Consider the following 25,894-nt stretch of genomic DNA (forward strand, 5'->3'; position numbering starts at 1 on the left):
GCAAATAGTTGCCGACGCCCGCATGCGTGAGGAGCAGAGTTGACCTCGAGCCTGATCCGCCCGACCACGGGTCCCGCCCGTCCGTATCCGCGCCGGTGGGCCGGCCTCGCCGTGCTCTGCCTGAGCCTGCTGATCGTCGTGATGGCGAACACCGCGCTCATCGTCGCGGCCCCGAGCATGCTGCGCGAACTTCAGCTGACCAGCACCGACCTGCAGTGGGTGATCGACGGCTACACCGTGCCCTACGCCGCGCTGATGCTGCTCGCGGGCGTCCTCGGCGACCGCTACGGCCGGCGGCGCGCCCTCCTCACCGGGCTCGCCGTCTTCGCCGCGGGCGCCGTGTTCGGCAGCCTCGCCGGCACCGCGGCCGAGGTGATCGGCGCCCGCATCACGATGGGCGTCGGCGCCGCGGTCATCATGCCCGCGACCCTGTCCCTGCTCGTCGCCATGTTCCCCGCCGCGGAACGACCCCGCGCCATCGCCGCCTGGGCCGCGACGTCCGGACTGGCGATCGCACTCGGCCCCCTCCTCGCGGGGTGGCTGCTCGAACAGCACTCGTGGGGCTCGACGTTCCTCGTCAACGTGCCGATCGCGGCGTTCGCCGCCGTCGCGGCGCTCGCGCTGGTGCCGCCCTCCCGGGCCGAACACGTCACTCGCATCGACTGGGTCGGCGGCGCCCTGTCCGTGGCCGCCGTCGGCGCGCTCGTCGCCGGCATCATCGAGGGATTCCACTTCGGTTGGCACGCAACGGCGCTCGGCGCGCTGACGGTCGCCGTTCTCGCAGGCGGCGGCTTCGTCGCCTGGGAGCTGCGGCACCCGCAGCCGCTGCTGGCCCTCGGGCGCGTCGCCGACCGGTCCGTCGCAGGTGCGTGCCTGTCCGTGTTGCTGCTCTTCCTCACGTCGTTCGGGGCGATCTACTTCGTGGCGCAGCAGTTCCAGTTCGTGTTCGGCTACAGCCCGCTCGAGACCGGTCTGCGCCTGCTTCCGCTGGCCGCGGCCGTCTCGATCGGCTCGGCCGTGAGCGGCCGGCTGGCGCCACGTCTCGGGGCGCGCGTCGCGATCGGTGCCGGCACGGCCGTCGCCGCGATCGGCGTCCTCACCCTCACCCTGCTCGACGACGGTTCCGGATACCCGGTGTTCCTCGTCGCGCTCGTTCTTCTCGGTCTCGGCATCGGGCTGGCCGCCCCGCCGGCCACCGACCTCGTGATGAGCGGATTCCCCGAGGCCGAACTCGGCGCCGCGGGCGGCCTGAACGACACCGCGGTCGAACTCGGCGGCTCCCTCGGCATCGCCGTGCTGGGCTCGGTGCTGGCCACCGCCTACCAGCGTGAGATCTCCGCGTTCCTCGCCGGACTGCCGCTCGCGAATCTCGACGGGCCGATGGCCGCGCAGGCCGACACGGCCGTCGCTGCGGCAGGCGATTCCGTGGGCGGTGCCGCGCTGGTCGCCGAGGAGCTGGCGAAGAACCCGTTCGCCGCCTCCTACGCGCAGCCGCTTCTCGACGCGTCGGCCGACGCATTCTCGCAGGCGATCACGTCGGCGAGCCTCGTCGGCGGCGTCGCCCTGGCCGTCGGCGCGGTCGTCGTCACCGCGGTCCTGCCACCGCGCCGCTGAACCGTCAGCCCTCCGGACACACCTGCGAACCCAGCGGCTCCGGGGCCAGCAGCAACTCGCGCGACAGCGTCCAGCTGCGGGTCCGCTTGTCGAGGAACGCGAAGTGATCCTCGCCGTCGACGACGTGCAGTGCCACCGGATCACCCGCGGCGACCGCCGCCTCGGCGTAGCGCTCGGCGACCCTCACCGGCACCTGTGCGTCCTCGGTGCCGTGGACGAGCGCGACCGGCACCCCGATCGGCACCCGATGCCGGGGCGACGCCGACCGGTACAACTGCGGGTCCGCATCGTAGGGCTGACCGAACAGATCCTCGATGTAGCCCACCCGGCGGCCACGTTCGCCCGCGGACGCGAGGTCCAGCGCACCAGCCTGGGAGACGACGAGCTCGGGACGCACCTGCGTTCGCTGGCCCGCGAGCCACACGGCGAGCTGACCGCCGGCCGAGTGCCCGACCACCCGCACCCGGCCCGGATCGAGTGCGACGCCTGCGGTCCGGGCTTGCTCGACCACGGCGGTGGCGACGGCGTCGAGGGCCGCGACGATGTCGGCCGACATCTCCGGCCACCGCCCGCCCGCACCGATCCGCCGGTACTCGACGTTCCAGGCCGCCACGCCGTGCGCAGCCAGTTCGAGCGAGAGTGGCGTACCGAGGTTGAGGTGGTAGTCGCCGCTCCAGAAGCCGCCGTGGACGACCATCACCACCGGTACAGGCACGGCCGGGTCCGTGGCGTCCGGCAGGTACAGGTGGCCGAACTGCTGCGGCTGCGGACCGTAGGCGATGCGCACTCGGGACATGTCCTCGAGTGTGTCAGTGGAGCGGTCGCGCATCCCAACGCGGGGTCAGCACGCCCACCGCCCCCAGCGCGACCGCCGCGGCCGTGGACGTTCGCAGCACCGTCGGCCCGAGCAGCACCGGCCGCGCTCCCGCCGTCGTCAGCGCCGCCAGCTCGGCGTCGTCGACGCCGCCCTCCGGTCCGACCACGAGCAGCAGTTCGGCGGCGTCGGCCAGGGACAGCGAGCCGAAGGGGTCGGTCGCGGACTCGTGCAGGACCGCCGCGACACCCCCGCGAGCGACCGTCGCGCGCACGGCCTCGGCGACGTCCGCGGTCCGGTGGACCGGCGCGACCTCGGGCACGTGAGGACGCCGGGACTGCTTGGCGGCCGCCACCGCGACGGCCTGCCATCGCCCGACACCCTTGGCGGCCTTCGGACCGTCCCACCGGGCGACGCACCGCGCGGCCTGCCACGGCACGAACGCGTCGGCGCCCGCCTCCGTGGCCAGTTCCACCGCCAGTTCGGAACGATCGGATTTCGGCAACGCCTGCACCACGGTGACCCGGGGACGCGGTGCGGGGACTTCCCGACGGGCCAGGACACGGGCCTCGAGCCGGTCCTTCGCGGTCGCCGTCACCTCCACGTCCGCGACGTGGCCGCGCCCGTCCGACAGGACGAGGCGCTCGCCCACTGCGATGCGCCGCACCGTCGCCGCGTGGCGACCCTCCTTACCGTCGAGGACCGCGACCGCTCCTGCGTCGGGCAGGGGATCGAGGTAGAACAGCGTTGCGGCCACCGCGCGGCCTCAGCGCGCGCTGAACGCGTCGCGCAGCCGGGAGAAGAAGCCCCCGGCGTGCTGCGAGCCGGTGGTGACGACCTCGGGCACCTCGTGCTCGCGCTTGCGCCGGAACTCCTCGAGCAGCTTGACCTGCTTGCCGTCGAGCTTCGACGGGACGACGACCTCGAGGTGGGCGTGTACGTCCCCGCGCACCCCGGAACGCAGTTTGGGCATGCCGTGCCCGCGGAGCACCACCACCGACCCGGGCTGGGTGCCGGGATCGACGGTGATCTCGGCGGGCCCGTCGACGAGGGTGTCGAGCACGACGGTGGTGCCGAGTGCCGCGTCGACCATCGGGACCCGGATCGTGCAGTGCAGGTCGTCGCCGTCGCGCACGAACACGTCGTGCGCCTGCTCGATGATCTCGACGTACAGGTCGCCGGCGGGACCGCCGCCGGGGCCGACCTCGCCCTGCGCCGCCAGCCGGATACGCATGCCGTTGCTGACACCGGCCGGCACCTTGACCGTGATCTCCCGGCGAGCCCGCACCCGGCCGTCGCCGCCGCACTTGCGGCACGGGTCCGGGATCGTCTCCCCGGCACCGCGGCACGTCGGGCACGGCCGCGACGTCATGACCTGGCCGAGGAACGAGCGCTGCACCGACTGCACCTCCCCGGCGCCGCCACACGTCTCGCAACGCACGGCCTTCGAGTCGCCGTGGGTGCCGGACCCGGCACACCCGTCGCACAGGATCGCGGTCTCCACGGCGATCTGCTTGGTGACACCGGTGGCGCACTCCTCGAGTGTCAGCCGGGTGCGCAGCAGCGAGTCCGCGCCGGGCTGGACGCGGCCGCGCGGTCCGCGGGAGGTGGTCGCCCCGCCGCCGAAGAACGCCTCGAACACGTCGCCGAGACCACCGAAGCCGGCTCCCGAGAAGCCCCCACCCGCACCCGGACCGGTTTCGAGCGGATCCCCGCCGAGATCGACGATGCGCCGCTTCTCCGGGTCGGAGAGCACCTCGTACGCTGCGGAGATCTCCTGGAACCTCTTCTGCGCCGCCTCGTCCGGGTTCACATCCGGGTGGTGCTCGCGCGCAAGCTTGCGGTACGCCCGCTTGATCTCCTGATCGGTCGCGTTCTTCGACACGCCGAGCGTCCCGTAGTAGTCCCGTGCCACGTGAGTTCTTCGTCCTTCTCTATTCGCACAGATGTTGTGTCGTCGGATGGTGCGTCGGCGCCGAGCGGCGCTCAGCGTTCGCCGAGCACCTCACCGATGTAGCGGGCAACCGCAGCCACCGACGCAATCGTCCCCGGATAGTCCATCCGGGTGGGGCCGAGCACACCGAGGCCACCGAAGACGGTGCCCGCGGCACCGTACCCGGTGGACACCACGGACGTGCCGCGCATCTGCTCGACCTGGGTCTCCTCGCCGATTCGCACCGTCACGCGCCCGGCGTCCTGTGTCGCCGCCAGCAGCTTGAGGACCACCACCTGCTCCTCGAGCGCCTCGAGCACGGTACGCAACGAGCCGGGGAAGCCGGCATGCGCGTCGAAGTCGGCGGCGTTGCGCGTCAGGTTCGCCGTGCCGCCGAGCACGAGCCGTTCCTCGGGATGTTCGACGAGGGTTTCCACCAGCACGGTGGCGCACCGGATGACCGCATCACGCAGGTCGTCGGGCGCGTCCCCGGCGAGCTCGCTCACCGCGATCGACGCCGCGGCGAGGCGCTTGCCGGTCAGCGCCGCCCCGAGCAGGTCCCGCAGCCGCGACAGGTCTTCCTCGCCGAGGACGTCACCGAGCTCGACGATGCGCTGGTCCACCCGGCCGGAGTCGGTGATGAGCACCAGCAGCAACCGCGCAGGCGTCAGCGCGACCACCTCGAGATGGCGGACCGAGGACGCCGACAACGTGGGGTACTGCACCACCGCGACCTGCCGGGTCAGCTGCGCCAGCAACCGGACGCCGCGGCGCAGCACGTCGTCGAGGTCCACCCCCGACTCGAGGAACTGCAGGATCGCGCGGCGCTCGGCGCCCGAGAGGGGTTTGACGTCGGCGATCCGGTCGACGAACTGGCGGTAACCCTTGTCGGTGGGAACCCGGCCCGAGCTGGTGTGCGGCTGGGTGATGTAACCCTCGGCCTCGAGCACGGCCATGTCGTTGCGGACCGTCGCGCTGGACACACCCAGATTGTGGCGTTCGACGAGCGTCTTCGAACCGATCGGTTCCTTGGTGGACACGTAATCGGCCACGATCGCTCGTAACACCTCGAAGCGTCGTTCCTCGGTGCTCGACATCCCGCCCACCTCCGTCTCTGCAGTCGCACCCGGACGGCACGCATCACCGCAGGACGGTGCACTGCGTGCCGTTTCGCTCCAGTTTAGTCGCCGAGCCGGGGCGGCGAGCGGCGCGGCGCCCGTCGACGATGCGTCGTAAGTTGGTGCCATGATCTTCAAGGGCGTCCGGGACGGCAAGCCGTATCCCGACCACGGGCTCTCGCTGCGCGACTGGGCGCAGATCCCGCCCCGGCAGGTGCGGCTGGACCAGATCGTCACCACCACCAAGGTGCTCGAACTCGACCGGCTGCTGTCGGAGGACTCCACCTTCTACGGTGACCTCTTCCCCCACGCCGTCCAGTGGAAGGGCGTGCTGTACCTCGAGGACGGCCTGCACCGGGCCGTACGTTCGGCGCTGCGCAACCGTACCGTCCTGCACGCGCGGGTGTTCGACTACGACGTCCTGTTCCCGCACACGGCGGACACCGACACCGCCGAGTCGTAGACGCCGCACGGCCGTGGGGCATGACACCACGCCGCCGCGCGATCAGGCGGCCCGCCGCCGCGCGATCAGGTCAGAATCGTGCGGACCACGGCGTCGGCGAGGAGCCTGCCGCGGTCGGTGAGCACCAGCCGGCCGGCGCGCAGTTCGGCGAGCCCGTCCGCGACGACCGTCTCGGCAGCGCGCCGCTCGTCCGGGCCGAGCACGTCCAGCGGCACGCCGGTGCGCAGCCGCACCTCGAGCATCACCCGCTCGGTGTGGACGTCGTCGGCGGTGAGCAGTTCGCTGCCGCCGACGGGGAGGTCACCGGCGGCGAGCACGTCCGCGTAGCGTGCCGGATGTTTGACGTTCCACCAACGCACGCCGCCGACGTGGCTGTGGGCGCCCGGTCCGGCCCCCCACCAGTCGCCGCCGTCCCAATATCCGAGATTGTGGGCGCACCGTGCCGACGGATCGTCGGCACGAGCCCAGTTCGACACCTCGTACCAGGTCAGTCCGGCGGCCTCGAGCCGCGCGTCGATGCGCTCGTAGCGGGCCGCGAGAACGTCGTCGTCGGGAGCCGGCAGCTCACCCCGCCGCACCCGGCGGGCGAGCGCGGTGCCGTCCTCGACGATCAGCGCATACGCCGAGACATGATCGACGCCCGCCGCCAGCACGGCATCGAGGGACGCGTCGAGGTCCTCGTCCCGCTCCCCGGGGGTCCCGTAGATCAGGTCGAGATTGACATGGCCGAACCCGGCGGCGCGTGCCTCGCCCGCCGCCGCGACGGCCCGGCCCGGGGTGTGAGTGCGGTCGAGTACCGCCAGCACGTGCGGGGCAGCCGACTGCATGCCCAGCGACACCCGCGTGTATCCGGCCGCACGGATGCGGTCGAAGAAGGCCGGGGACGTCGATTCCGGGTTGGACTCCGTCGTCACCTCCGCGCCGGGGGCGAGGCCGAAGCTCGATCGCACCGCGTCGAGCACCTGCCCCAGGCCGTCGGCACCGAGCAGCGACGGGGTGCCACCACCGACGAAGACGGTCTGCGCCGCCGGAGACCCGAGCAGCTGCGCCGCGGCATCGAGTTCACGGCGCAGGCCCTCAAGCCACGACTGCGGGGACGCCGAGGTGCCGAGCTCCCCGGCGGTGTAGGTGTTGAAGTCGCAGTAGCCGCAGCGGGTCGCGCAGAACGGGACGTGCACGTACACACCGAACGGGCGGGAACCGACCCCGGCCAGCGCCGAAGCCGGCAGCTCGAGTCCTGCACCGACTCCGACACGCGTTCCGCTCACTCCCCCAGTGTTCCAGAAGCCCGCACGGGGCCCGTCGCTCCAACACGGTCCGGACACGCCACGCCGCGTTCGGCCCTGTCACCTCGGCATTTCCCCGATTTCCGGTGTAAATACCGCCACGTTTCGAGAACAGGGCCGTGACATGGCACAATGGTCCCCATGACCGGACCCGGAGTGCGACTCGTGGCGCGACGCCACGTCGACCTCAAGCGCGTCTGTGCATCGCGGTGTCTGTCCTGCACCGCCGGTTTCTGCGCCGACTGTCGATAGTCGGCCCACCCCCTCCGGCAGACCCCGATTCCTGCCGGGTCGAGGCATGTCCGCGCGGGCTCAGTCCCGCCCAGCCGACCCCCGATCCGGTCCCTCGCGAATTCCAGGAGTACCCGTATGTCGTCGACCACCGACGTCTCCCCCGCCGGCGATACCACCGAAACCGCCGCGGCCCGCCCCCGCTCCACCCGCCCCGCCAAACGGCGCGCGGAGGGCCAGTGGGCGCTCGGATACCGTGAGCCGCTCAATCCCAACGAGCAGGTCAAGAAGGACGACAACCCGCTCAACGTGCGGCGTCGCATCGAAGACATCTACGCGCACACCGGATTCGACGGCATCGACCGGACCGACCTGCGCAACCGGTTCCGCTGGTGGGGTCTGTACACCCAGCGCGAACAGGGCTACGACGGCACCTACACCGGCGACGAGAACATCGATCTGCTCGAGGCGAAGTACTTCATGATGCGGGTGCGCTGCGACGGCGGCGCCCTGAATCTCGCGCAGCTGCGCACCATCGCGGGGATCTCGACCGAGTTCGGGCGGAACACCGCCGACCTGTCGGACCGTGAGAACGTCCAGTACCACTGGATCGAGGTCGAGAACGTCCCGGAGATCTGGCGACGTCTCGAGTCCGTCGGCCTGAAGACGACGGAGGCGTGCGGCGACTGCCCTCGTGTGGTCCTCGGCTCCCCGCTCGCGGGCGAGTCCCTCGACGAGATCATCGACGGCACACCGGCGGTCGAGGAGATCGTCCGCCGCTACATCGGCGACCCGAAGTACTCGAATCTGCCGCGCAAGTTCAAGACCGCGATCTCCGGTCAGCAGGACGTGGTGCACGAGATCAACGACGTCGCGTTCGTGGGCGTGAACCACCCGGAGCACGGCCCCGGGTTCGACCTGTGGGTCGGCGGTGGCCTCTCGACGAATCCGATGCTGGCGCAACGGGTCGGCGCGTGGGTTCCGCTCGCCGAGGTACCCGATGTGTGGGAAGCCGTCGTGTCGGTCTTCCGCGACTACGGCTACCGCCGGCTGCGGTCGAAGGCGCGGCTGAAGTTCCTGGTCAAGGACTGGGGCGTGGAGAAGTTCCGCGAGGTTCTCGAAACGGAGTACCTGAAGCGGCCGATGCTGGACGGGCCCGCCCCGGAGAAGCCGACACGACCGATCGACCACGTGGGCGTGCAGAAACTGCGCAACGGACTCAACGCGGTCGGCGTCGCCCCCATCGCGGGCCGGGTCTCCGGCACGATCCTCGCCGCCGTCGCCGACGCGGCCGAGAAGGCCGGATCCGATCGCATCCGCTTCACGCCCTACCAGAAGCTCATCGTCCTCGACGTCGCCGACGAGAAGGTCGATCAGCTGATCGCCGACCTCGACGAGCTCGGCCTGCCCGCGAACCCGACGCCGTGGCGCAAGAACCTGATGGCCTGCACGGGCATCGAGTTCTGCAAGTTGTCGTTCGTCGAGACCCGCAAGCGCTCGCAGGCGCTGGTGCCCGAACTCGAGCAGCGCCTCGCCGACATCAACGCCCAGCTGGACGTTCCGGTGACGATCAACATCAACGGCTGCCCCAACTCGTGCGCCCGGTCGCAGGTCGCCGACATCGGCTTCAAGGGCCAGCTCGTCGACGACGGGGACGGCAACCAGGTGGAGGGATTCCAGGTGCACCTCGGCGGGACGCTCGGCATGGACGCGGCGTTCGGCCGGAAGCTGCGCCAGCACAAGGTGACCAGCGCCGAGACGGGCGACTACATCGAGCGGGTGGTGCGCAACTTCGTCAAGCACCGCAACGCGGGAGAACGCTTCTCGCAGTGGGTGTTGCGCGCGGACGAGGCCGATTTGCGATGACCGGGGAGCAGACGATCGAAGGACGGAACGTGACGACGACACGGACGACGGAGGAACTGCGGGAACTGGCCGCGCAGGGGGCGGCCACTCTCGAGGGCGCCTCGGCGCAGGAGCTGCTGCAGTGGACCGAGGAGAACTTCGGCGACTCGTACATCGTGGCGTCGAACATGCAGGACGGGGTGCTCGTGCACCTCGCGGCGCAGGTGCATCCCGGCGTGGACGTGCTCTTCCTCGACACCGGCTACCACTTCGCCGAGACCCTCGGCACCCGGGACGCCGTCGCGCAGGTGTACGGCGTGAACCTGGTCGAGGCCAAGGCGCAGCAGACGGTGGCCGAGCAGGACGCCCTGCTCGGTAAGGACCTGTTCGCACGGGACCCCAACGAATGCTGCCGCCTGAGGAAGGTGGTGCCGCTGAAGCAGACCCTGGCGGGCTACCAGGCGTGGGTCACCGGCATCCGCCGGGTGGAGGCCCCGACCCGGGCCAACGCCCCGCTGATCTCCTTCGACGACGCCTTCGGGCTGGTGAAGATCAACCCGATCGCCGCGTGGTCCGACGAGGACATGCAGAACTACATCGACGAACACGGGATCCTCGTCAATCCCCTGGTCGACGAGGGCTACCCCTCCATCGGGTGCGCCCCCTGCACCGCCAAACCACTACCCGGAGCCGATCCGCGCAGCGGACGGTGGGCCGGCCGAGCCAAGATCGAATGCGGGTTGCACGCCTCATGACACTCATCGACACGAAATTCACCGAATCCCGGAACACGTCGGACGGCAGCAGGTTCGACACCCTCGACGCCCTCGAGTCGGAAGCGATCCACGTCTTCCGCGAGGTCGCCGGCGAGTTCGAACGTCCGGTGATCCTGTTCTCGGGCGGCAAGGACTCGACGGTCCTGCTGCACCTGGCGCTCAAGGCCTTCTGGCCGGCGCCCCTGCCGTTCGCGCTGCTGCACGTCGACACCGGCCACAACCTTCCCGAAGTGCTCGAGTTCCGCGACCACGTCGTCGAGAAGTACGGGTTGCGGCTGCACGTGGCGAAGGTCGAGGACTACCTCGCCGACGGCCGCCTCACCGAGCGGCCCGACGGGATCCGCAACCCGCTGCAGACGGTTCCGCTGCTCGACGCCATCGCCGACAACCGTTTCGACGCGGTGTTCGGCGGCGGCCGCCGCGACGAGGAACGCTCCCGTGCCAAGGAACGGATCTTCTCCCTGCGCAACGCGTTCGGGCAGTGGGATCCCAAGCGGCAGCGGCCCGAGTTGTGGAACCTCTACAACGGCCGGCACGCCCCCGGCGAGCATGTGCGGGTCTTCCCGCTGAGCAACTTCACCGAGCTCGACATCTGGCGGTACATCGCCCGGGAGGACATCGAACTCGCGAGCATCTACTACGCCCACCAGCGCCCGGTGTACCGGCGTGACGGCATGTGGATGACACCCGGCGTGTGGGGCGGCCCGGCCGAGGGTGAGGAACTCGAGGTCCGGTCGGTGCGCTACCGCACGGTCGGGGACGGCTCCACGACCGGCGCGATCCTGTCCGAGGCGGCCGACAACGAGGCGATCCTCGACGAGGTCGCCGCGTCGCGGCTCACCGAGCGCGGCGCCACCCGCGGCGACGACCGCGTGTCCGAAGCGGCCATGGAGGACCGCAAGCGAGAGGGATATTTCTGATCATGAGCGACCTCCCCGTGCACAGCACCCAGCTGCTCCGGCTCGCCACCGCCGGCAGTGTCGACGACGGCAAGTCCACCCTCGTGGGCCGGCTCCTGTACGACACCAAGTCCGTGCTCGCCGACCAGATCGACGCGGTCACCCGCGCCTCGGTCGACAAGGGTCTCGACACCCCCGACCTGTCGCTGCTCGTCGACGGCCTGCGCGCCGAGCGCGAACAGGGCATCACCATCGACGTCGCGTACCGCTACTTCGCCACTCCCCGGCGCAGCTTCGTGCTGGCGGACACCCCGGGACACGTGCAGTACACCCGCAACACCGTCTCGGGGGCCTCCACCGCCCAGCTCGTGGTGCTGCTCGTCGACGCCCGCAAGGGCGTGGTCGCGCAGACCCGCAAGCACGCCGCCGTGCTCGCGCTGCTCGGCGTGCCCAAGCTCGTGCTGGCGGTCAACAAGATCGATCTGGTCGACGACCCGGCAGCCGTGTTCGCCGACATCTGCGGTCGGTTCAACGAGCTGACCCGGTCGCTCGGCTGGTCGCCGGAGGACGTGCAGGAGATCCCGGTCTCCGCCCTGCACGGCGACAACGTCGCGGTCCGTTCGGAGAACACGCCGTACTACGACGGCCCGACCCTGATCGAGCACCTCGAGTCCGTCCCGGTCGACGCCGACGTCCACGGCCGCCACGAGATCGGGCTGCGGTTCCCGGTGCAGTACGTGATCCGGCCCCGCACCGCCGACTTCCCGGACTACCGCGGCTACGCCGGGCAGATCGCGGCGGGCACTGTCCGGCCCGGCGACGAGGTCGTGATCCTGCCCGCGGGCACCCGGACCACGATCGAGCGGATCGACACCGCCGACGGCGAGCTCGCTCTCGCCCATGCCGGCCGCAGCGTCACCCTGATTCTCGCGGACGACGTCGACGTCTCCCGCGGGGACGTCATCGCCGCCCCGACCGCCGCCCCGGAACCGATCGATCAGTTCGAGGCGACGGTGTGCTGGCTGGCGGAGAAGCCGCTGCGACCCGGCGCCCGGTTGCTGCTCAAGCACGGCACCCGCACGACCCAGGCGATCGTCGGGACGCTCGAGGAGCGCTTCGACGAGCAGAACCTGACCTCGGTTCCCGCCCCGGAGTCGCTCGAGCTCAACGAGATCGCCCGCATCACCGTCCGGGTCGCCGAACCCATCGCGGCCGACGACTACAAGGTCAACCGCCGCACGGGCAGCTTCCTGCTGATCGACCCCGCGGGCGGGAACACCCTCGCCGCGGGCCTGGTGGGCAACAGCCTCGCCGAGGTCGAACTCGGGGACCGCGTCCCCGCATGATCCCGCTCGTCGCCGTCGCGCACGGCAGCCGTGACCCGCGCTCGGCGCGTGCCATGGCTGCCGCGCTGGCGGTGCTACGGGACCGCCACCCGGACCGGGACGTGCGGCTCGCGTTCCTGGATCTGAACACTCCCTCGGTGGGGCAGGTCGTCGATGCTGTCGCCGCCGAGGGGCACCGCCGCGTCGTGGTGGTTCCGTTGCTGCTGGGCAGCGCCTTCCACGCCCGGGTGGATCTGCCCGCGCTCCTCGCCGAGGCCCGCGTCCGGCATCCGCGTCTCGACGTGGTCCAGGCGGACGTCCTCGGCGCCGACGAGCGCCTCGTCGCGGCGGCCCGCGAGGCGATCGGTGCAGCCGGTGTCTCCCCGACGGAACCGACCGTGGGCGTCGCCCTGTGCGCGGTCGGATCCCGGCGCCGGGACGCCAATGCCGCCACCTCGGCGATCACGCCGCGTCTACTGCGCGGCACGGCGTGGGGGTGGGGCCGCACGTGCTTCGCCACCGCCGCGGCACCGACCGTCGTCGACGCCCTGTCGGACCTGCGTGCCGCCGGTGCCACCACGCTCGTGCTCGCCCCCTGGATGCTCGCGCCCGGGCTGCTGTGGGACCGCGCCGTCGCCGCCGCGCAGGCGGAGTTCCCCGAGGTCGTCTGTTCCGGCACCCTCGCGGACTCCCCTGCCGTCGGGTTCGTGATCGACGAACGCTACCGGCAGTCGCTCGTGCACGCCGGGGCCGCATCGCGTCACACCGCCTGACATCCGCCGATTGCCTCTGGCGCACTCCGGTCGTATCGGCACAGACTGGACTCGAGGCAAGGAGGCATCGTCATGGCCACAGCACCGATTCGGCACGGGATCGTCGTCGGGGTCGACGGTTCGGACGGCTCGTTCTCCGCGGCGCACTGGGCCGCGTCCGCCGCCCGGATCTTCGGTGAGCCGTTGCACCTGGTCAACGTGCTCCCCGATGCGCCGAGCGCAACCGGCAGATCCAGGGAGGAATTCGCCAAGCTCCTGCAGGCCGACAGCGAACGGCTGCTCGAACGTGCCCGCCGCGCGGCGCTGGACGGTCGTGCGGACGTCGAGGTCGAATGCAGCAGCCGACCGGGTCCCCCGGCGAAGACGCTCGTCGAACTGTCGAATACGGCCCGTCTGCTGGTGGTCGGACGAACCACGACGGGGGAACTGCGCTCGATGTTCGCCGGCTCCGACGTCGTCCGCGTCGCCAACCATGCCCGCTGCCCGGTCGTGGCGTGGCGGGGCGAAGACGACCACGAGGAGGTGGACACGCGGCCGGTCGTCGTCGGTGTCGACGGCAGCGCGTTGAGCACCGCCGCCATCGAGCACGCGTTCGAGTTCGCCTCCTTCCTCGGCGTGCCGTTGATCGCGGTGCACGCGTGGACCGAACAGTCGACACTGCGCGGCTACGACGAGTCCGCGCGCTTCGTCGACTGGTCGACGTACGCGCAGCAGAAGGCGGCCGACCTCGCGGAGAGCCTGGCCGGGTGGCGCGAGCGGTATCCCGACGTCGAGGTGCGGCCGGAGCTCGAGCGCCGCGGCGCGATGGTGGCCCTCATCGAGCGTTCCGTCGACGCGCAACTCGTCGCGGTGGGCAGTCATGGTCGCAGCACGATCGCGTCGGCCCTCCTCGGCTCCACCGGTCAGGGGCTGCTCCACCATTCCCGCTGCCCGGTGCTCATCTGCCGACAATGACACCCGGACCCGCGAATCCCGGTTCACGCAGGGCATTTCGAACGCGACCGTAAGTCGGCGCCCTCCTACCGTGTCGCCTCGGCGTAGATCACGGCGATGCTGCCGGTGCCGGGCCGGAACAGCTCGGCCTCGACCGCACTCCAGCCGCCGAGATCGTCGACGGTCCACAGCGTTTCGGGGGCCGGGAAGTCGTCGGCGAACTCCCGTGCGACGCCCGGGTCGGCCGGCCGGAATCCGGCTGAGGCCCAGATCCTCTGTGCCTGCGCGGTGTAGAGGAAGTCGTTGAACTCCTGGGCGGCCACCACGTCGGGCGCGTTGTCGATCACCACGGCGGGACTGTCGATCCGGAGGGTGGTGGCCAGGGGCACGCGCCGGACCGCGGCGCCGTCGCGTTCGAGCCGGACCGCGTCGCGTTCCGACAGGAGCAGCACGTCCCCGGCACCCTGCTCGAACACATCCACGGCCTCTTCGGGGCTCGCGGGCGAGGACTCGATGTGGTCACCGACGAGCGCCGCGAGGTAGTCCCGGCCCGCCTGCGGGTCGGCACCGCCGTTGCTCGTCGCGGCGTAGGCGGCGAGCAGGTTGAGCTCGCCCGCCCCGGAGGCCGTCGGGTCGGGCGTGACCACCTCGAGGCCCGGAGCGAGCAGGTCGTCCCAGTCCGTCACGCCCCAGGGATTGCCCTCCCGCACGAGCATCGTCACGACGGATCCGTACGGGATCCCCCGGTACACCCCCGCGTTCCAGTCCGGGTCGACCAATCCGGCGTCGACGAGCCCGGACAGGTCCGGCACCGAGGCGAAGGTGACGAAATCGGCCGAGGCGCCGCCGACGACGGCGGCAGCCTGCTGCGCGGACGGACCGGACGTGACGTCGAAACGGACGTCCTCGCCGGCTTCGGTGGTGCCGAACGCGGCGATGACCTCGTCCAGCGCCGCCCTGGCGCCCTCGGCTGCGGACAGGTCGACGGTGGGGCCGGAGCCGGCCGCAGCATCGTCGTCGTCCCGCTGCCCGTCACCGGCCGAGCACGCCGTGAGCGCGGCGGCGGCAGCGAGCGCGACGAGGTGCCGGCTCGGACGGAATCTCACGACATACCTCCGGCGCGGATCAACGAGTCAGCAGCCAGGCCACGACGACGAGAACGAGCAGGGCGGCCAGGGCGAGGGTCACGCGTGAGCGCGGCATGTCAGCGATCCTCCGTCTTCGGTTCGGACGCGGCCGGCTCCCTGCGTCCGACGGCCGCGAGGACGCCCGCGAGGGCACGGTCGAGCAACCAGGCCACGCCGGCGCACACCGGCACCACGACACCCAGCACCAGCGCGACCTGCGGGACGAACGGGAGGCCGGCCAACCACAACTCGAAGCCGTCCCACCACGAAGCCACCCGATCCACGCCCCCACCCTAGTCGGCGCTCGTTCGGTGGACGCCGAGGGCCGGGTGCCGGGATCATGAGGTGATGGCACAGACGTTTGAAGGATCGGGCCTCTCCTCCGCGCATTCGCACCCCCCACACCGGAGCCCCTACCCGCCGATCGACGACTATGCGTTCCTGTCGGACTGCGAAACGACCTGCCTCATCGCCCGCAACGGGGCAGTCGAATGGATGTGCCTGCCCCGGCCGGACTCGCCGAGCGTGTTCGGGGCGATCCTCGACCGCAGTGCCGGCTACTTCCGCATCGGCCCGCACGACCGCACCGTCCCGGCGGCACGCCGGTACCTGCCCGGCGGACTGATCCTCGAGACCACGTGGCAGACCGAGACGGGCTGGATCGTGGTGCGCGACGCGCTGGTGATGGCGCCGTGGCATGCCGTCCAGGAGCGGTCGCGGACCCACACGCGGACGCCGACGGACTGGGACGCCGAGCACATGCTGCTGCGCACCGTCCGCTGCGTGAGCGGCACCGTGGAACTCGAGGTCAGTTGCGCCCCCGCGTTCGACTACCATCGCGCTCCGGCGCGGTGGGAGTACACGGGCAAGGTGTACGAGGAGGCCACGGCGTACTGCACCGCCGGCGAACCCGGAGAGCACCCCGAACTGCGGCTCACCACCGATCTCCGGCTCGGCCTCGAGGACGGCGAGGCGCGGGCACGAACCCGGATGAGCAAAGGTGACACGGCGTTCGTCGCCCTGTCGTGGTCGGACGTGCCGTGTCCGGGAACGTTCGAGGAGGCCGCCGCGAAGATGGCCGAGACGGCGGACTTCTGGCGGGAGTGGATCACCACCGGTCGTTTCCCCGATCACCCCTGGCGCAGCTACCTGCAGCGCAGCGCACTGACCCTCAAGGGGCTGACGTACGCCCCCACCGGGGCACTGCTGGCCGCAGCCACCACATCTCTCCCGGAAACACCTGGCGGAGAAAGAAATTGGGACTACCGCTACGCGTGGGTGCGCGATTCGACGTTCGCGCTGTGGGGTCTGTACACCCTCGGGCTCGACCGGGAGGCCGACGCGTTCTTCGCCTTCATCTCCGACGCGTCCCGCAGCGAGGACGGCAAGTTGCAGCCGCTGCAGGTCATGTACGGCGTGGGCGGCGAGCGGGTGCTCACCGAATCGCAACTCGAGCACCTGTGCGGCTACGACGGAGCGCGTCCGGTGCGGATCGGCAACGATGCGTATCATCAAGTGCAGCACGATATCTGGGGTGCGATGCTGGATTCGGTATATCTGCACGCGCGGACCCGCCGGCACATGCCCCAGTCCTTCTGGCCGGCCGTGAAACGTCTCGTCGGGCAGGCCGAGCAGCACTGGAGCCTGCCCGATCGCGGGATCTGGGAGGTGCGCGGTGAGCCCCAGCACTTCACCTCGTCCAAGGTGATGTGCTGGGTCGCGCTCGACCGGGGCGCACGGCTGGCGCGCACGCACGGCCGTCCCGACTACGCGGTGCGGTGGGAGGCCGTCGCGGACGAAATCAAGGCGGACATCCTCGAGCACGGCGTCGACGAGCGCGGGGTGTTCACCCAGCGCTACGGTCACCCCTCCCTGGACGCCTCCGCACTGCTGGTGGTGCTGCTGCGGTTCCTGCCGGCCGACGATCCGCGGGTGCGGGCGACGGTCCTGGCGATCGAGGACGAACTGACCGAGGACGGACTGGTCCTGCGCTACCGCGTGGACTCGACCGACGACGGACTGACCGGCGAGGAGGGCACCTTCACGATCTGCTCGTTCTGGCTGGTCTCCGCCCTGGTGGAAATCGGCGAGGTGGAGCGGGCGCGCACACTGTGCGAACGTCTGCTCGGCTTCGCCAGCCCCCTCAAGCTCTACGCCGAGGAGATCGACCCGCGCTCGGGCCGGCACCTGGGCAACTTCCCCCAGGCGTTCACCCACCTGGCCCAGATCAATGCGGTCGTGCACGTGATCCGGGCGGAGGAGCAGATCGCGGCCGGGGAGTTCCAGCCCGCGCGCCGGGCGCCGTGACCCGCTACCAGGACCGGCGCAACAGTTCTTCCGCGCGATCGGCGATGTCCCGGACGATCTCGCCGGCGGGCCGCTGTTCCCGCACGAGTCCGGCGGCCTCCCCGGCGTAGACCACACCCCGCCGGGGGTCGGTCCCGTCGTACGCGGCGGCGAGGGTCTCCTCGTCGGCGCCGCGCCCGTGCCATTCGGCGGTGTAGTCGTTCGTCAGGGCCCGGCCACCCCATCGCGCCGGCCAGGGCTGATGCCGGGCCCGGTCGAAGACGTCCGTGTAGACGGTGTCGCTGCTGCTCGCCGCGACGAGCCGGTCCCGGGCGTACTCCGGACCCACCGTCTCGGGACTCGCCAGCAACGCCGTGCCGACGAGCGCGCCCTCCGCACCGGCCGCGAGCACCGCTGCCAGTCCCCGCCCGGACGCGATGCCGCCCGCGGCGAGCACCGGAAGCGACGTCGACTCGAGCACCTCCTGCAGGAGCGGCAGGGTCCCGATGTGCCCGGTGTGACCGCCGGCCTCGTGTCCCTGGGCGACGACGGCGTCGACCCCCGCGGCCTCGACGACCCGCAGGTCCTCGATCGTGTTGATCTGCGAGATCACGACGGCACCGGCTGCCCGCACGCGCGGCACATAGGGAGCCGGGTCGCCGAACGACAGCGACACCACGCGGGGCCGTTCGGCCAGCACCGCGTCGAGCAGACTGTCGTCGTCGGCGAGCGACCAGGTCATCAGCCCGAAACCGAGCGGTCCACCGCCGAGTTCGCGCGCCACCGCCGACTCGGCGGCCAGCCACTCCGGGGTGTTGTAGCGCGCGGCCCCGATCAGGCCGAGCCCGCCGGCCCGGGTCACCTCCCCGGCCAGGCGGCCGCCGGCGCGGCCGCCCATGGGGGCGCCGAGCAGCGGGACGGTGATGCCCAGGGTGCGGGTGAGCCAGGTCTCGAGCACGGTGGACTACTTCCCCTTCGGCTTGTCCGAGGACGCCTCGGACGAGAGCGCGGCCACGAACGCCTCCTGCGGGACGTCCACCCGGCCGATCGTCTTCATCCGCTTCTTGCCTTCCTTCTGCTTCTCGAGCAGCTTGCGCTTGCGGCTGATGTCGCCGCCGTAGCACTTGGCGAGCACGTCCTTGCGGATCGCACGGATATTCTCCCGGGCGATGATCTTCGATCCGATCGCCGCCTGCACCGGCACCTCGAACTGCTGCCGCGGGATCAGCTCCTTGAGCTTGGTGGTCATCTTGTTGCCGTACGCGGCGGCCGCGTCCTTGTGCACGATCGCGCTGAACGCGTCGACGGCCTCGCCCTGCAACAGGATGTCCACCTTCACCAGTGCGGCCTCCTGCTCGCCGGCCTCCTCGTAGTCGAGGCTGGCGTAGCCGCGGGTGCGGGACTTCAGCGAGTCGAAGAAGTCGAAGATGATCTCGGCCATCGGCAGGGTGTAGCGCAGCTCGACCCGGGTTTCGGACAGGTAGTCCATGCCGCCGAGTTCGCCACGCCGCGACTGGCACAGCTCCATGATCGAACCGATGAACTCGCTCGGGGAGATGATCGTGCACTTGACGATCGGCTCGTAGATCGCGCGGGCCTTGCCTTCGGGCCAGTCCGACGGGTTGGTGACGATGTGCTCCTGCCCGCCTTCGAGGACCACGCGGTAGACCACGTTGGGGGCGGTGGAGATCAGGTCCAGGCCGAACTCCCGCTCGAGTCGTTCCCGGGTGATCTCCATGTGCAGCAGGCCGAGGAAGCCGCACCGGAACCCGAAGCCGAGGGCCACCGACGTCTCGGGTTCGTAGGTGAGCGCGGCGTCGTTGAGCTGCAGCTTGTCGAGGGCATCGCGCAGGACGGGATAGTCCGACCCGTCGACCGGATACAGGCCGGAGTAGACCATCGGGCGGGGTTCCCGGTAACCGGTGAGGGGTTCGGCGGCACCGCCCCGCGCCGAGGTGACGGTGTCACCGACCTTCGACTGACGCACGTCCTTCACGCCGGTGATGAGATACCCGACCTCGCCGACCCCGAGCCCGGCGGTGGCCTTCGGCTCGGGCGAGACGATGCCCACCTCGAGCAGCTCGTGGGTGGCGCCGGTGGACATCATCTTGATCTTCTCGCGCGGCACGATCTTGCCATCGACCACGCGCACGTACGTGACGACGCCACGGTAGGTGTCGTACACCGAGTCGAAGATCATCGCGCGGGCGGGCGCGTCGGGGTCGCCGACCGGCGGCGGCACCTGCCGGATCACCTCGTCGAGCAGCTCCCGCACGCCCACCCCGGTCTTGCCGGACACCCGCAGCACGTCGTCGGGCTCGCAGCCGACGATGTGCGCGATCTCGGCGGCGTAGCGGTCCGGGTCGGCCGCGGGCAGGTCGATCTTGTTCAGGACCGGGATGATCGTCAGGTCCTTGTCGAGAGCGAGGTAGAGGTTGGCGAGGGTCTGCGCCTCGATGCCCTGGGCGGCATCGACGAGGAGCACCGCGCCCTCACACGCCTCGAGCGCACGGGAGACCTCGTAGGTGAAGTCGACGTGCCCGGGCGTGTCGATGAGGTGCATGACGTAGTCCTCGCCCTCGACCTGCCACGGCAGCCGCACGTTCTGGGCCTTGATGGTGATCCCGCGCTCGCGCTCGATGTCCATCCGGTCGAGGTACTGAGCACGCATCTGGCGCTCCTCGACCACACCGGTGAGCTGCAGCATGCGGTCCGCGAGCGTCGACTTGCCGTGGTCGATGTGCGCGATGATGCAGAAGTTCCGGATCTTCGCGGGGTCCGTGAACGTGGTGTCGGCGAAGGTGCTGATGTCGGGCTCCTGACTCGGACGGGCAGCAGCCCTGGCGGGCCGCGGTCACCCCTGCAGAATATCCAAGTCGCGCCGGGTCCGGTCCCGCGGCCGCACCTGTACGGCAGCGGGCGCCGCTAAGCTCGCCGACGTGGCTGGCACATGGAAGAAACTCGGCAGACAACTGGGACGGATCGCGGTCGAGCAGGGGCCGCGGCTGCTCGAGCAGATGCAGCGCTCCGGCGCCCTCGACCGGGCCCGGACCGCCCTCGGCTCCGGGACAGCCGACGCCGCCCGGCCGGCCCCGAAGCCGGGCCGTCCGGTGGCCTCCCGTACCGCCCCCACCGCGCAGCGCGCCCGGCAGATCTCGTACTCCCCCGACCTCGACGGCCGCGCCGACCCGGGCGAGATCGTGTGGACGTGGGTGGCCTACGAGGAGGACGCGACCCAGGGCAAGGACCGGCCCGTGCTCGTCGTCGGACGCAACGGCGGAACCCTGCTCGGTCTCATGCTGTCGTCGAACGACGACCGGGACGGTCACCGGGACTGGCTGGCGCTGGGTAACGGCAGCTGGGACGCCGGCAACCGGCCCAGCTGGGTCCGTCTGGACCGCGTGCTCGACGTACCCGAGGACGGCATCCGGCGCGAAGGCGCGGTGCTCGACCGGTCCAGGTTCGAGCAGGTCGCGGCGCGCCTGCGCGCCGACTACGGTTGGCGGTAGCTGCGCGTCCCGTCACCGCCGGCGATAGCCGGTCGTCCCGTCACCGCCGGCGGTAGCCGGTCGTCCCGTCACCGCCGGCGGTAGCCGGTCGTCCCGTCACCGCCGGCGGACGCCTGCGGGCGGCGTCATGGACGGCCGCAGTCCGGCGAACCGGCCGAACAGCGAGCGGTAGACGAGCGCACCGAGGGCGCCGCCGATCAGCGGGAACAGGATGAACAGCCAGAGCTGCGCGAGCGCGCCGTCCTGGTACGGAGCGACCGCGATGCTCCGCGCCGGGTTGACCGAGGTGTTGTCGATCGGGATCGCGACCAGGTGGATCACCGCCAGGGTGAAGCCGATCGACACCCCGGCCAGCAGCACGTCCGACGCCTGGTCCGTCGCGGCGAGCACGACGAACACCAGGAGCGCGGTCAGCAGCACCTCCACGATCATGGTCGCCCCGATGCCGTAACCGTCGATGAGCACCCCACCGAGCGGGCCCTCCACCGCCGACGGGCTGTGCGGTCCCCAACCGTTGGCGCCGAGCCCCTGCACGGCCCGGTCGTAGGTCGGCAGCGACTGCGCCACCGAGTAGATCGTCACGCCCGCGACGAGCCCGCCGAAGACCTGGGCCACGATGTAGAACACCGCCCGCTTGGCCGTGACCCGACCGATCGCGAGCTGACCGACCGTCACCGCCGGGTTCACGTGACAACCGGAGATCGGCCCGATGGCGTAGACGAGGAAGAGCAGGGTCAGCCCGAACGCCAGTGCGACGCCCAGATTGCCGACCTTGCTTCCGGCGAAGACCGCCGTGCCGACCGCGGAGAACACGAGCACGAACGTGCCGATCGCCTCCGCTGCGTACTTCTTCGCGTCCGAGAATTCTTCCTTCTCGACGGCTTCGAGCGCGGTCTCGTGTTCGGCCGCGCCGGGTGCAAGGTCCGCCGTCCGGTCTTCCGCCCGGTCCTTGCGGCCCGCCTCGTGTTCGTTCGTCATGCGCCCACCTCGCGTCGTGCGATCCCGGAGGACCGGATCCGATGTGTCGAACATCCGCACTGGCGAACACCGCGGGTCGAAGAGGGGCCCACCGGCCGCACAGCACTACCGCAACAGAACACAGCGGACACTACGCAAGCCGGGTGACGTCCACAACAACTTCCGGTGACGCCGAGGACCGTTTCCGGCAGGGGCGGCAGGCAGTGAGCGCAAAGACACCCGGTGTACGGTCCCGGACACCTGGTTTGGGGTTCCGCCGAGCCGCTGGTATCGTGGTCCGTCGGTGCCGTAGTGCGCCCAGAGCTTTCCGACCAACTACCAGCAAGACGACAGGATTTTACGCGTGGCCAACATCAAGTCCCAGGTGAAGCGGATCCGCACCAACGAGCGCAACCGACTCCGCAACCAGTCGGTCAAGTCCTCGCTGCGCACGGCGATCCGTTCCTTCCGCGAGGCCGCGGCCGCCGGTGACAAGGACAAGGCCACCGAGCTCCTCGTCTCCACCAGCCGCAAGCTCGACAAGGCAGCCAGCAAGGGCGTGATCCACGCCAACCAGGCCGCCAACAAGAAGTCCGCTCTGGCCAAGGTCGCCAACGGACTCTGAGGTAGAACGCAAGCTCTGCTCCGGAAGCCGCCCGGTCCTCGGACCGGGCGGCTCCGTCGTCTAACGGCTCCGGCCGGCCAGCCCGGCGACACGGCGCACGGCACGCTCGACCGCGTAGTCGCCGTCCGCCGCCGCGCCTTTGACGTCGGCGTTGAGGTCGGCCACCACCCGCAGCGCCGTCCCGATCGATCCCGGATCCCACGCGCGTGCCTGCGTCTGGGCCTTCTTCACCTTCCAGGGCGGCATGCCGAGTTCGGACGCCATCTTGAACGGGTCGCCACGCCCGGCCGAGCCGACGCGCGCGATCGTGTGGACGGCGTCGGCGAGAGCATCGGCGAGCAGGACGTGCGCGACGCCACGATGCGTCGCCCACCGCAGCGATTCCAGCGCCCCGGCTTCGTCACCCGCGACGGCCTTCTCTGCCACCTCGAACCCCGTGACCTCGGCCTTGCCGGAGTAGTAGCGCTGCACGGCGGCGGCATCGATCTTGCCGCCCGTGTCGGCGACGAGCTGGCTGCACGCCGCCGCCAGCTCTCGTAGGTCGGAGCCCACGGCGTCGATCACGGCCTGCACGACCTCCGGAGCGACCCGAACGCCGGCCGTGCGGAACTCGGTCCGCACGAAGTCCACCCGCTCGGCCGCCTTGGTGATCCTGGCGCACTCGTGGGTCTCGGCGCCGCACTTCTGCAGTTCGCCCACCATGGCTTTCGCGCGGCCGCCGCCGCTGTGCAGGACGACGAGGGCCACCCCCTCGGGTGGGTCGGTCGCTGCGTCGACGATCAGTGCGACGGCGTCCTTGCCGGCCTCCGCGGCGGATTCGAGGACGACCACCCGGTCCTCGGCGAACAACGACGGGCTCAGCAGCTCGGCGAGTTCGGCGGCGCCGGCGTCCCCGGCGCGCAGCCGCGAGACGGGCAGCTCGGCTCCCGCCCCCGTCCGCTCCCGGACGGCACCGACGATCCGCGCGACGGCCCGTTCGACGAGAAGGTCTTCGTCACCGAGCACGAGATGCAACTGCGGGTTGGTCACCGATCGATCGTGCCACGCCCTTCGGACATCACCGTCGGTGCCCCGGCCGGGCGTCCGCGCCGTAGCCGCGGCAGGTAGCCGGCAGCGACGAGCCCGCCGACGACGGCGACCGCTCCGCCCACGCCCGCCGGGACGGGCACCTCGGCCAGGGGCAGGGCAGCGGCACGCGCCGCCACTTCGAGGATCCACCACAGCATGGGCGCGGTCCCACGAGCGAGCAGCTCCGCCGCGGCCGGCGACACCGCGGAGACCGCCGCGACGGTCGTACCGAGCACGGTCAACGGCGGAATTACCGGTGCGACGAGGATGTTGGCCGCGATCGCCACGACGCTGACGGTGCCGGACAGCGCGGCGACGATCGGTGCGGTCACGACGAATGCGGCCGCCGATACGGCGAATACCTCGGCCACCGCGCGGGGCCACCCGCGGGCCCGCAGCCGGGTCACCCAGACCGGCGCCACCAATACCAGGCCGGCCGTGGCCGCGACCGACAGGGCGAACCCGGTGTCCGTCGCGAGTTCGGGTGCGGCGACGAGCAGCACCCCGACCGTGGCCGCCAGGGCGGGCAGCCCGTTCCGTCGCCGGCTCGTCACGAGCGCCAGCAATCCGATCGCACCCATCGCGGCGGCACGCAGCACGCTCGGCGACGGGCGCACGACGACGACGAACGCCACCAGCGCGACAGCCGCGAGCGCGACGCCCGTGCGGGGACCGAGGCCGAGTCCCCGCACGGCGAGCAGCACCGCGCCGAGAACGATGCTGACGTTGGCGCCGGACACCGCGGTCAGGTGGGTCAGGCCCGCGACCCGGAAACTCTCCCGGACGCCGTCGGGCAGCTGTGAGGTGTCGCCGACGACGAGACCCGGCAGGAGCCCGGCCGCAGCGGGCGGGAGCACCGCCCCCGACGCCGAGGCGAGACGCTCGCGGATCCGTCCTGCCTCCTGCTGCACCCGCGACGGCGCCTGCACCGATCGGGGTGGGCCGTCGGCTCGGACCACGGCCACCGTCAGGTCCGCGCTGTCCGGGTCGGCGAGCCGCCCGCGCAGGGTCACCCGCTGCCCCGGCAGCAGTTCCGCCCACGCGTCTGCGGGGGCGAACACCACGACGGCACCGCCGCCGGTGTACCGGCCGGCACCCAGCTCGGCGCGGTGCAGCCTCGCCGGGACCAGCACCTGATCTCCTCCGAAGACACTGTCCCCCAATCTCTTCGGATCCTCCGTAGGTTCGACCACCAGCGTGGCCCAGCCCTCGCGCGCGGCCGCCGCGGCGACCGGATGCGTCTCGACCGCCCACATCCGAAGCGCGACTGCCGCAGAGAACCCGGCGGCGACGACGAGAGTCGCGAGCAGTGGCGCGGCCGCGGCGCGAAACCGCCGTCGGCGTCTTGCCACGACCGTCGCCGCCGCGCACAGGGCGGCGATCGCCGCCAGCCCCAGCGCGACCTGCCAGCCGGCGTGCAACCCGAGCGTGGTTGCGGCCCACGCCGCGACCGCGGCCGGCACCAGGCGTGCGTCGTCACAGCCGGCTTCGGTCATACCGTCACCAGCGTTCGCAGGCGCGCCAGCCGAGCGGGGCCGATCCCGTCTACCTCGGCGAGTTGTTCGACGTCGGTGAACGGACCGTTGTCCCGGCGCCACGCGACTATCGCGGCGGCGGTCACGGGACCGACGCCGGGCAGCGCATCGAGGGCCGCCTCGTCGGCGGTGTTGAGGTTCACCGGTCCCCCTGTCTCGGGTGCGCCGGACACTCCGGTTTCGCCCGCACCTGCGGCGCCGGAGATTCCGCTCACCGGCGGGACCGGCGGCAGGGTGCCGACCATGATCTGGTCGCCGTCCGCGAGCCGTTGCGCCAGATTCAAGCCCGTCAGGTCCGCCCCCTCGAGGGCGCCGCCCGCGGCGGTGAGGGCATCGGCAACCCTCGAGCCGGGCGCAATTCGCACGAGGCCAGGCTTGCCCACCAGGCCCACGACACTGACCACCACCTCTTCCGGCGCCGAGTCCTGCTGGGGCCCGACGGGATCCGCCGTCGGTGCTGCGACCTCCACCGCCGGCAGCGGCGGGACCGGTTCCGCGACGGGACGATCGCGCCAGGTCACGACGAGGGTGACGAGCACGACCACGACACCGACCACCGCCAGGGCCCCGGTCCCGCGGCGGCCGGTCTGCCAGCGGGCCGCGCGCAACCGCTCGATCGGACCCGGTGGATCGGCGGTTCCGGCTGCGTCGTACCACGGGTACGGGTCGTCGTCCGCCGGGACCGTCGGCGCCGCCGGGGGACGGTCGCCGGTGGACCGGGCGATCGCGTCGAGCCGGCTGCGCACGAAGTCGTGCTCGTCGCTGCTGCCCATGGCG

General features: G+C 71.3%; 24 protein-coding genes. 11 read left to right on the top strand and 13 right to left on the bottom strand.

Annotated elements, in window-relative coordinates:
- Positions 1–39: 39 nt before the first annotated feature.
- Positions 40–1,614, top strand: a complete 1,575-nt coding sequence (locus AC2IPW_RS15010) for an MFS transporter (RefSeq protein ID WP_486375121.1) — start codon at positions 40–42, stop codon at positions 1,612–1,614.
- 4 nt (positions 1,615–1,618) lie between these two features.
- Here AC2IPW_RS15010 and AC2IPW_RS15015 read toward each other — a convergent pair whose 3' ends face one another.
- From AC2IPW_RS15015 to hrcA, 4 genes are all read right to left on the bottom strand, one after another.
- Positions 1,619–2,410 (bottom strand): alpha/beta hydrolase family protein, encoded by a 792-nt coding sequence (locus tag AC2IPW_RS15015; RefSeq protein WP_289380792.1) that lies wholly within the window; start codon positions 2,408–2,410, stop codon positions 1,619–1,621.
- 13 nt (positions 2,411–2,423) lie between these two features.
- Complete coding sequence (locus AC2IPW_RS15020; protein WP_048770821.1) at positions 2,424–3,185, bottom strand: 16S rRNA (uracil(1498)-N(3))-methyltransferase; 762 nt, start codon at positions 3,183–3,185, stop codon at positions 2,424–2,426.
- Positions 3,186–3,194: 9 nt separating this feature from the next.
- Positions 3,195–4,343: a molecular chaperone DnaJ gene (gene dnaJ / locus AC2IPW_RS15025; protein WP_003937038.1), complete on the bottom strand. Its 1,149-nt coding sequence runs from the start codon at positions 4,341–4,343 to the stop codon at positions 3,195–3,197.
- Between the two features lie 71 nt (positions 4,344–4,414).
- Positions 4,415–5,458, bottom strand: coding sequence for a heat-inducible transcriptional repressor HrcA (gene hrcA, locus AC2IPW_RS15030; protein WP_003937037.1), 1,044 nt, complete (start codon positions 5,456–5,458; stop codon positions 4,415–4,417).
- A gap of 148 nt (positions 5,459–5,606) precedes the next feature.
- Between hrcA and AC2IPW_RS15035 the strand changes: the two genes are divergently transcribed.
- Complete coding sequence (locus tag AC2IPW_RS15035; protein WP_003937036.1) at positions 5,607–5,942, top strand: type II toxin-antitoxin system VapB family antitoxin; 336 nt, start codon at positions 5,607–5,609, stop codon at positions 5,940–5,942.
- A gap of 65 nt (positions 5,943–6,007) precedes the next feature.
- Here the strand turns inward: AC2IPW_RS15035 and hemW are convergent, their stop codons facing one another.
- Positions 6,008–7,210 (bottom strand): radical SAM family heme chaperone HemW, encoded by a 1,203-nt coding sequence (hemW, locus tag AC2IPW_RS15040; protein ID WP_450121108.1) that lies wholly within the window; start codon positions 7,208–7,210, stop codon positions 6,008–6,010.
- A gap of 387 nt (positions 7,211–7,597) precedes the next feature.
- On the opposite strand from hemW, the gene AC2IPW_RS15045 reads away from it, so the two are divergent.
- The 6 genes from AC2IPW_RS15045 (at position 7,598) to AC2IPW_RS15070 (ending at position 14,031) form a co-directional block, all read left to right on the top strand.
- A complete protein-coding gene (locus AC2IPW_RS15045; protein WP_003937034.1) occupies positions 7,598–9,325 on the top strand; it encodes a nitrite/sulfite reductase in 1,728 nt (575 codons plus the stop codon).
- The gene (locus tag AC2IPW_RS15050) at positions 9,322–10,059 is read left to right on the top strand and encodes a phosphoadenylyl-sulfate reductase (protein ID WP_124258389.1); all 738 of its coding nucleotides are present in this window, start codon (positions 9,322–9,324) and stop codon (positions 10,057–10,059) included. Before AC2IPW_RS15045 ends, AC2IPW_RS15050 begins: the two co-directional genes overlap by 4 nt.
- On the top strand, positions 10,056–11,000 hold the full coding sequence (gene cysD, locus AC2IPW_RS15055) for a sulfate adenylyltransferase subunit CysD (protein ID WP_003937032.1): 945 nt from the start codon (positions 10,056–10,058) through the stop codon (positions 10,998–11,000). The genes AC2IPW_RS15050 and cysD overlap by 4 nt, the downstream gene beginning before the upstream one ends.
- Positions 11,001–11,002: 2 nt before the next feature.
- Positions 11,003–12,325, top strand: a complete 1,323-nt coding sequence (locus AC2IPW_RS15060) for a sulfate adenylyltransferase subunit 1 (protein WP_054373740.1) — start codon at positions 11,003–11,005, stop codon at positions 12,323–12,325.
- Positions 12,322–13,077: a sirohydrochlorin chelatase gene (locus tag AC2IPW_RS15065; protein WP_289380813.1), complete on the top strand. Its 756-nt coding sequence runs from the start codon at positions 12,322–12,324 to the stop codon at positions 13,075–13,077. The genes AC2IPW_RS15060 and AC2IPW_RS15065 overlap by 4 nt, the downstream gene beginning before the upstream one ends.
- 72 nt (positions 13,078–13,149) lie before the next feature.
- Positions 13,150–14,031 carry a universal stress protein gene (locus AC2IPW_RS15070; protein ID WP_003937029.1) on the top strand — a complete coding sequence of 294 codons (882 nt, stop codon included), beginning with the start codon at positions 13,150–13,152 and terminating at the stop codon, positions 14,029–14,031.
- 65 nt (positions 14,032–14,096) lie between these two features.
- On the opposite strand, the gene AC2IPW_RS15075 is transcribed toward AC2IPW_RS15070, so the two are convergent.
- A complete protein-coding gene (locus tag AC2IPW_RS15075) occupies positions 14,097–15,116 on the bottom strand; it encodes an extracellular solute-binding protein (RefSeq protein WP_486375122.1) in 1,020 nt (339 codons plus the stop codon).
- Positions 15,117–15,214: 98 nt separating this feature from the next.
- Positions 15,215–15,421 (bottom strand): hypothetical protein, encoded by a 207-nt coding sequence (locus AC2IPW_RS15080; protein ID WP_003937027.1) that lies wholly within the window; start codon positions 15,419–15,421, stop codon positions 15,215–15,217.
- Between the two features lie 64 nt (positions 15,422–15,485).
- Here AC2IPW_RS15080 and AC2IPW_RS15085 point away from each other — a divergent pair, with 64 nt between their 5' ends.
- Positions 15,486–17,444, top strand: a complete 1,959-nt coding sequence (locus AC2IPW_RS15085) for a glycoside hydrolase family 15 protein (RefSeq protein ID WP_003937026.1) — start codon at positions 15,486–15,488, stop codon at positions 17,442–17,444.
- 4 nt (positions 17,445–17,448) lie between these two features.
- Here AC2IPW_RS15085 and AC2IPW_RS15090 read toward each other — a convergent pair whose 3' ends face one another.
- Entirely contained in the window at positions 17,449–18,381 is a 933-nt protein-coding gene (locus AC2IPW_RS15090; RefSeq protein ID WP_003937025.1) for an NAD(P)H-dependent flavin oxidoreductase, read from the bottom strand.
- A 6-nt stretch (positions 18,382–18,387) separates the two neighbouring features.
- Complete coding sequence (lepA, locus tag AC2IPW_RS15095; RefSeq protein WP_235157362.1) at positions 18,388–20,175, bottom strand: translation elongation factor 4; 1,788 nt, start codon at positions 20,173–20,175, stop codon at positions 18,388–18,390.
- Between the two features lie 187 nt (positions 20,176–20,362).
- Here lepA and AC2IPW_RS15100 point away from each other — a divergent pair, with 187 nt between their 5' ends.
- Positions 20,363–20,932, top strand: a complete 570-nt coding sequence (locus AC2IPW_RS15100) for a type II toxin-antitoxin system PemK/MazF family toxin (protein WP_054373732.1) — start codon at positions 20,363–20,365, stop codon at positions 20,930–20,932.
- Between the two features lie 96 nt (positions 20,933–21,028).
- Here the strand turns inward: AC2IPW_RS15100 and AC2IPW_RS15105 are convergent, their stop codons facing one another.
- Positions 21,029–21,910 carry an aquaporin gene (locus AC2IPW_RS15105; protein WP_486375123.1) on the bottom strand — a complete coding sequence of 294 codons (882 nt, stop codon included), beginning with the start codon at positions 21,908–21,910 and terminating at the stop codon, positions 21,029–21,031.
- A 343-nt stretch (positions 21,911–22,253) separates the two neighbouring features.
- On the opposite strand from AC2IPW_RS15105, the gene rpsT reads away from it, so the two are divergent.
- Positions 22,254–22,514, top strand: a complete 261-nt coding sequence (rpsT, locus tag AC2IPW_RS15110) for a 30S ribosomal protein S20 (protein WP_003937021.1) — start codon at positions 22,254–22,256, stop codon at positions 22,512–22,514.
- 60 nt (positions 22,515–22,574) lie between these two features.
- Here rpsT and holA read toward each other — a convergent pair whose 3' ends face one another.
- The 3 genes from holA to AC2IPW_RS15125 are packed head-to-tail and all read right to left on the bottom strand — an operon-like array spanning position 22,575 to position 25,890.
- The gene (gene holA, locus AC2IPW_RS15115; protein WP_486375124.1) at positions 22,575–23,543 is read right to left on the bottom strand and encodes a DNA polymerase III subunit delta; all 969 of its coding nucleotides are present in this window, start codon (positions 23,541–23,543) and stop codon (positions 22,575–22,577) included.
- The gene (locus AC2IPW_RS15120) at positions 23,540–25,078 is read right to left on the bottom strand and encodes a ComEC/Rec2 family competence protein (protein ID WP_416061301.1); all 1,539 of its coding nucleotides are present in this window, start codon (positions 25,076–25,078) and stop codon (positions 23,540–23,542) included. Before AC2IPW_RS15120 ends, holA begins: the two co-directional genes overlap by 4 nt.
- Positions 25,075–25,890, bottom strand: a complete 816-nt coding sequence (locus AC2IPW_RS15125) for a helix-hairpin-helix domain-containing protein (protein ID WP_486375125.1) — start codon at positions 25,888–25,890, stop codon at positions 25,075–25,077. The genes AC2IPW_RS15120 and AC2IPW_RS15125 overlap by 4 nt, the downstream gene beginning before the upstream one ends.
- Positions 25,891–25,894: the final 4 nt, after the last annotated feature.

Source organism: Rhodococcus sp. NS-SX18 (assembly GCF_057367935.1).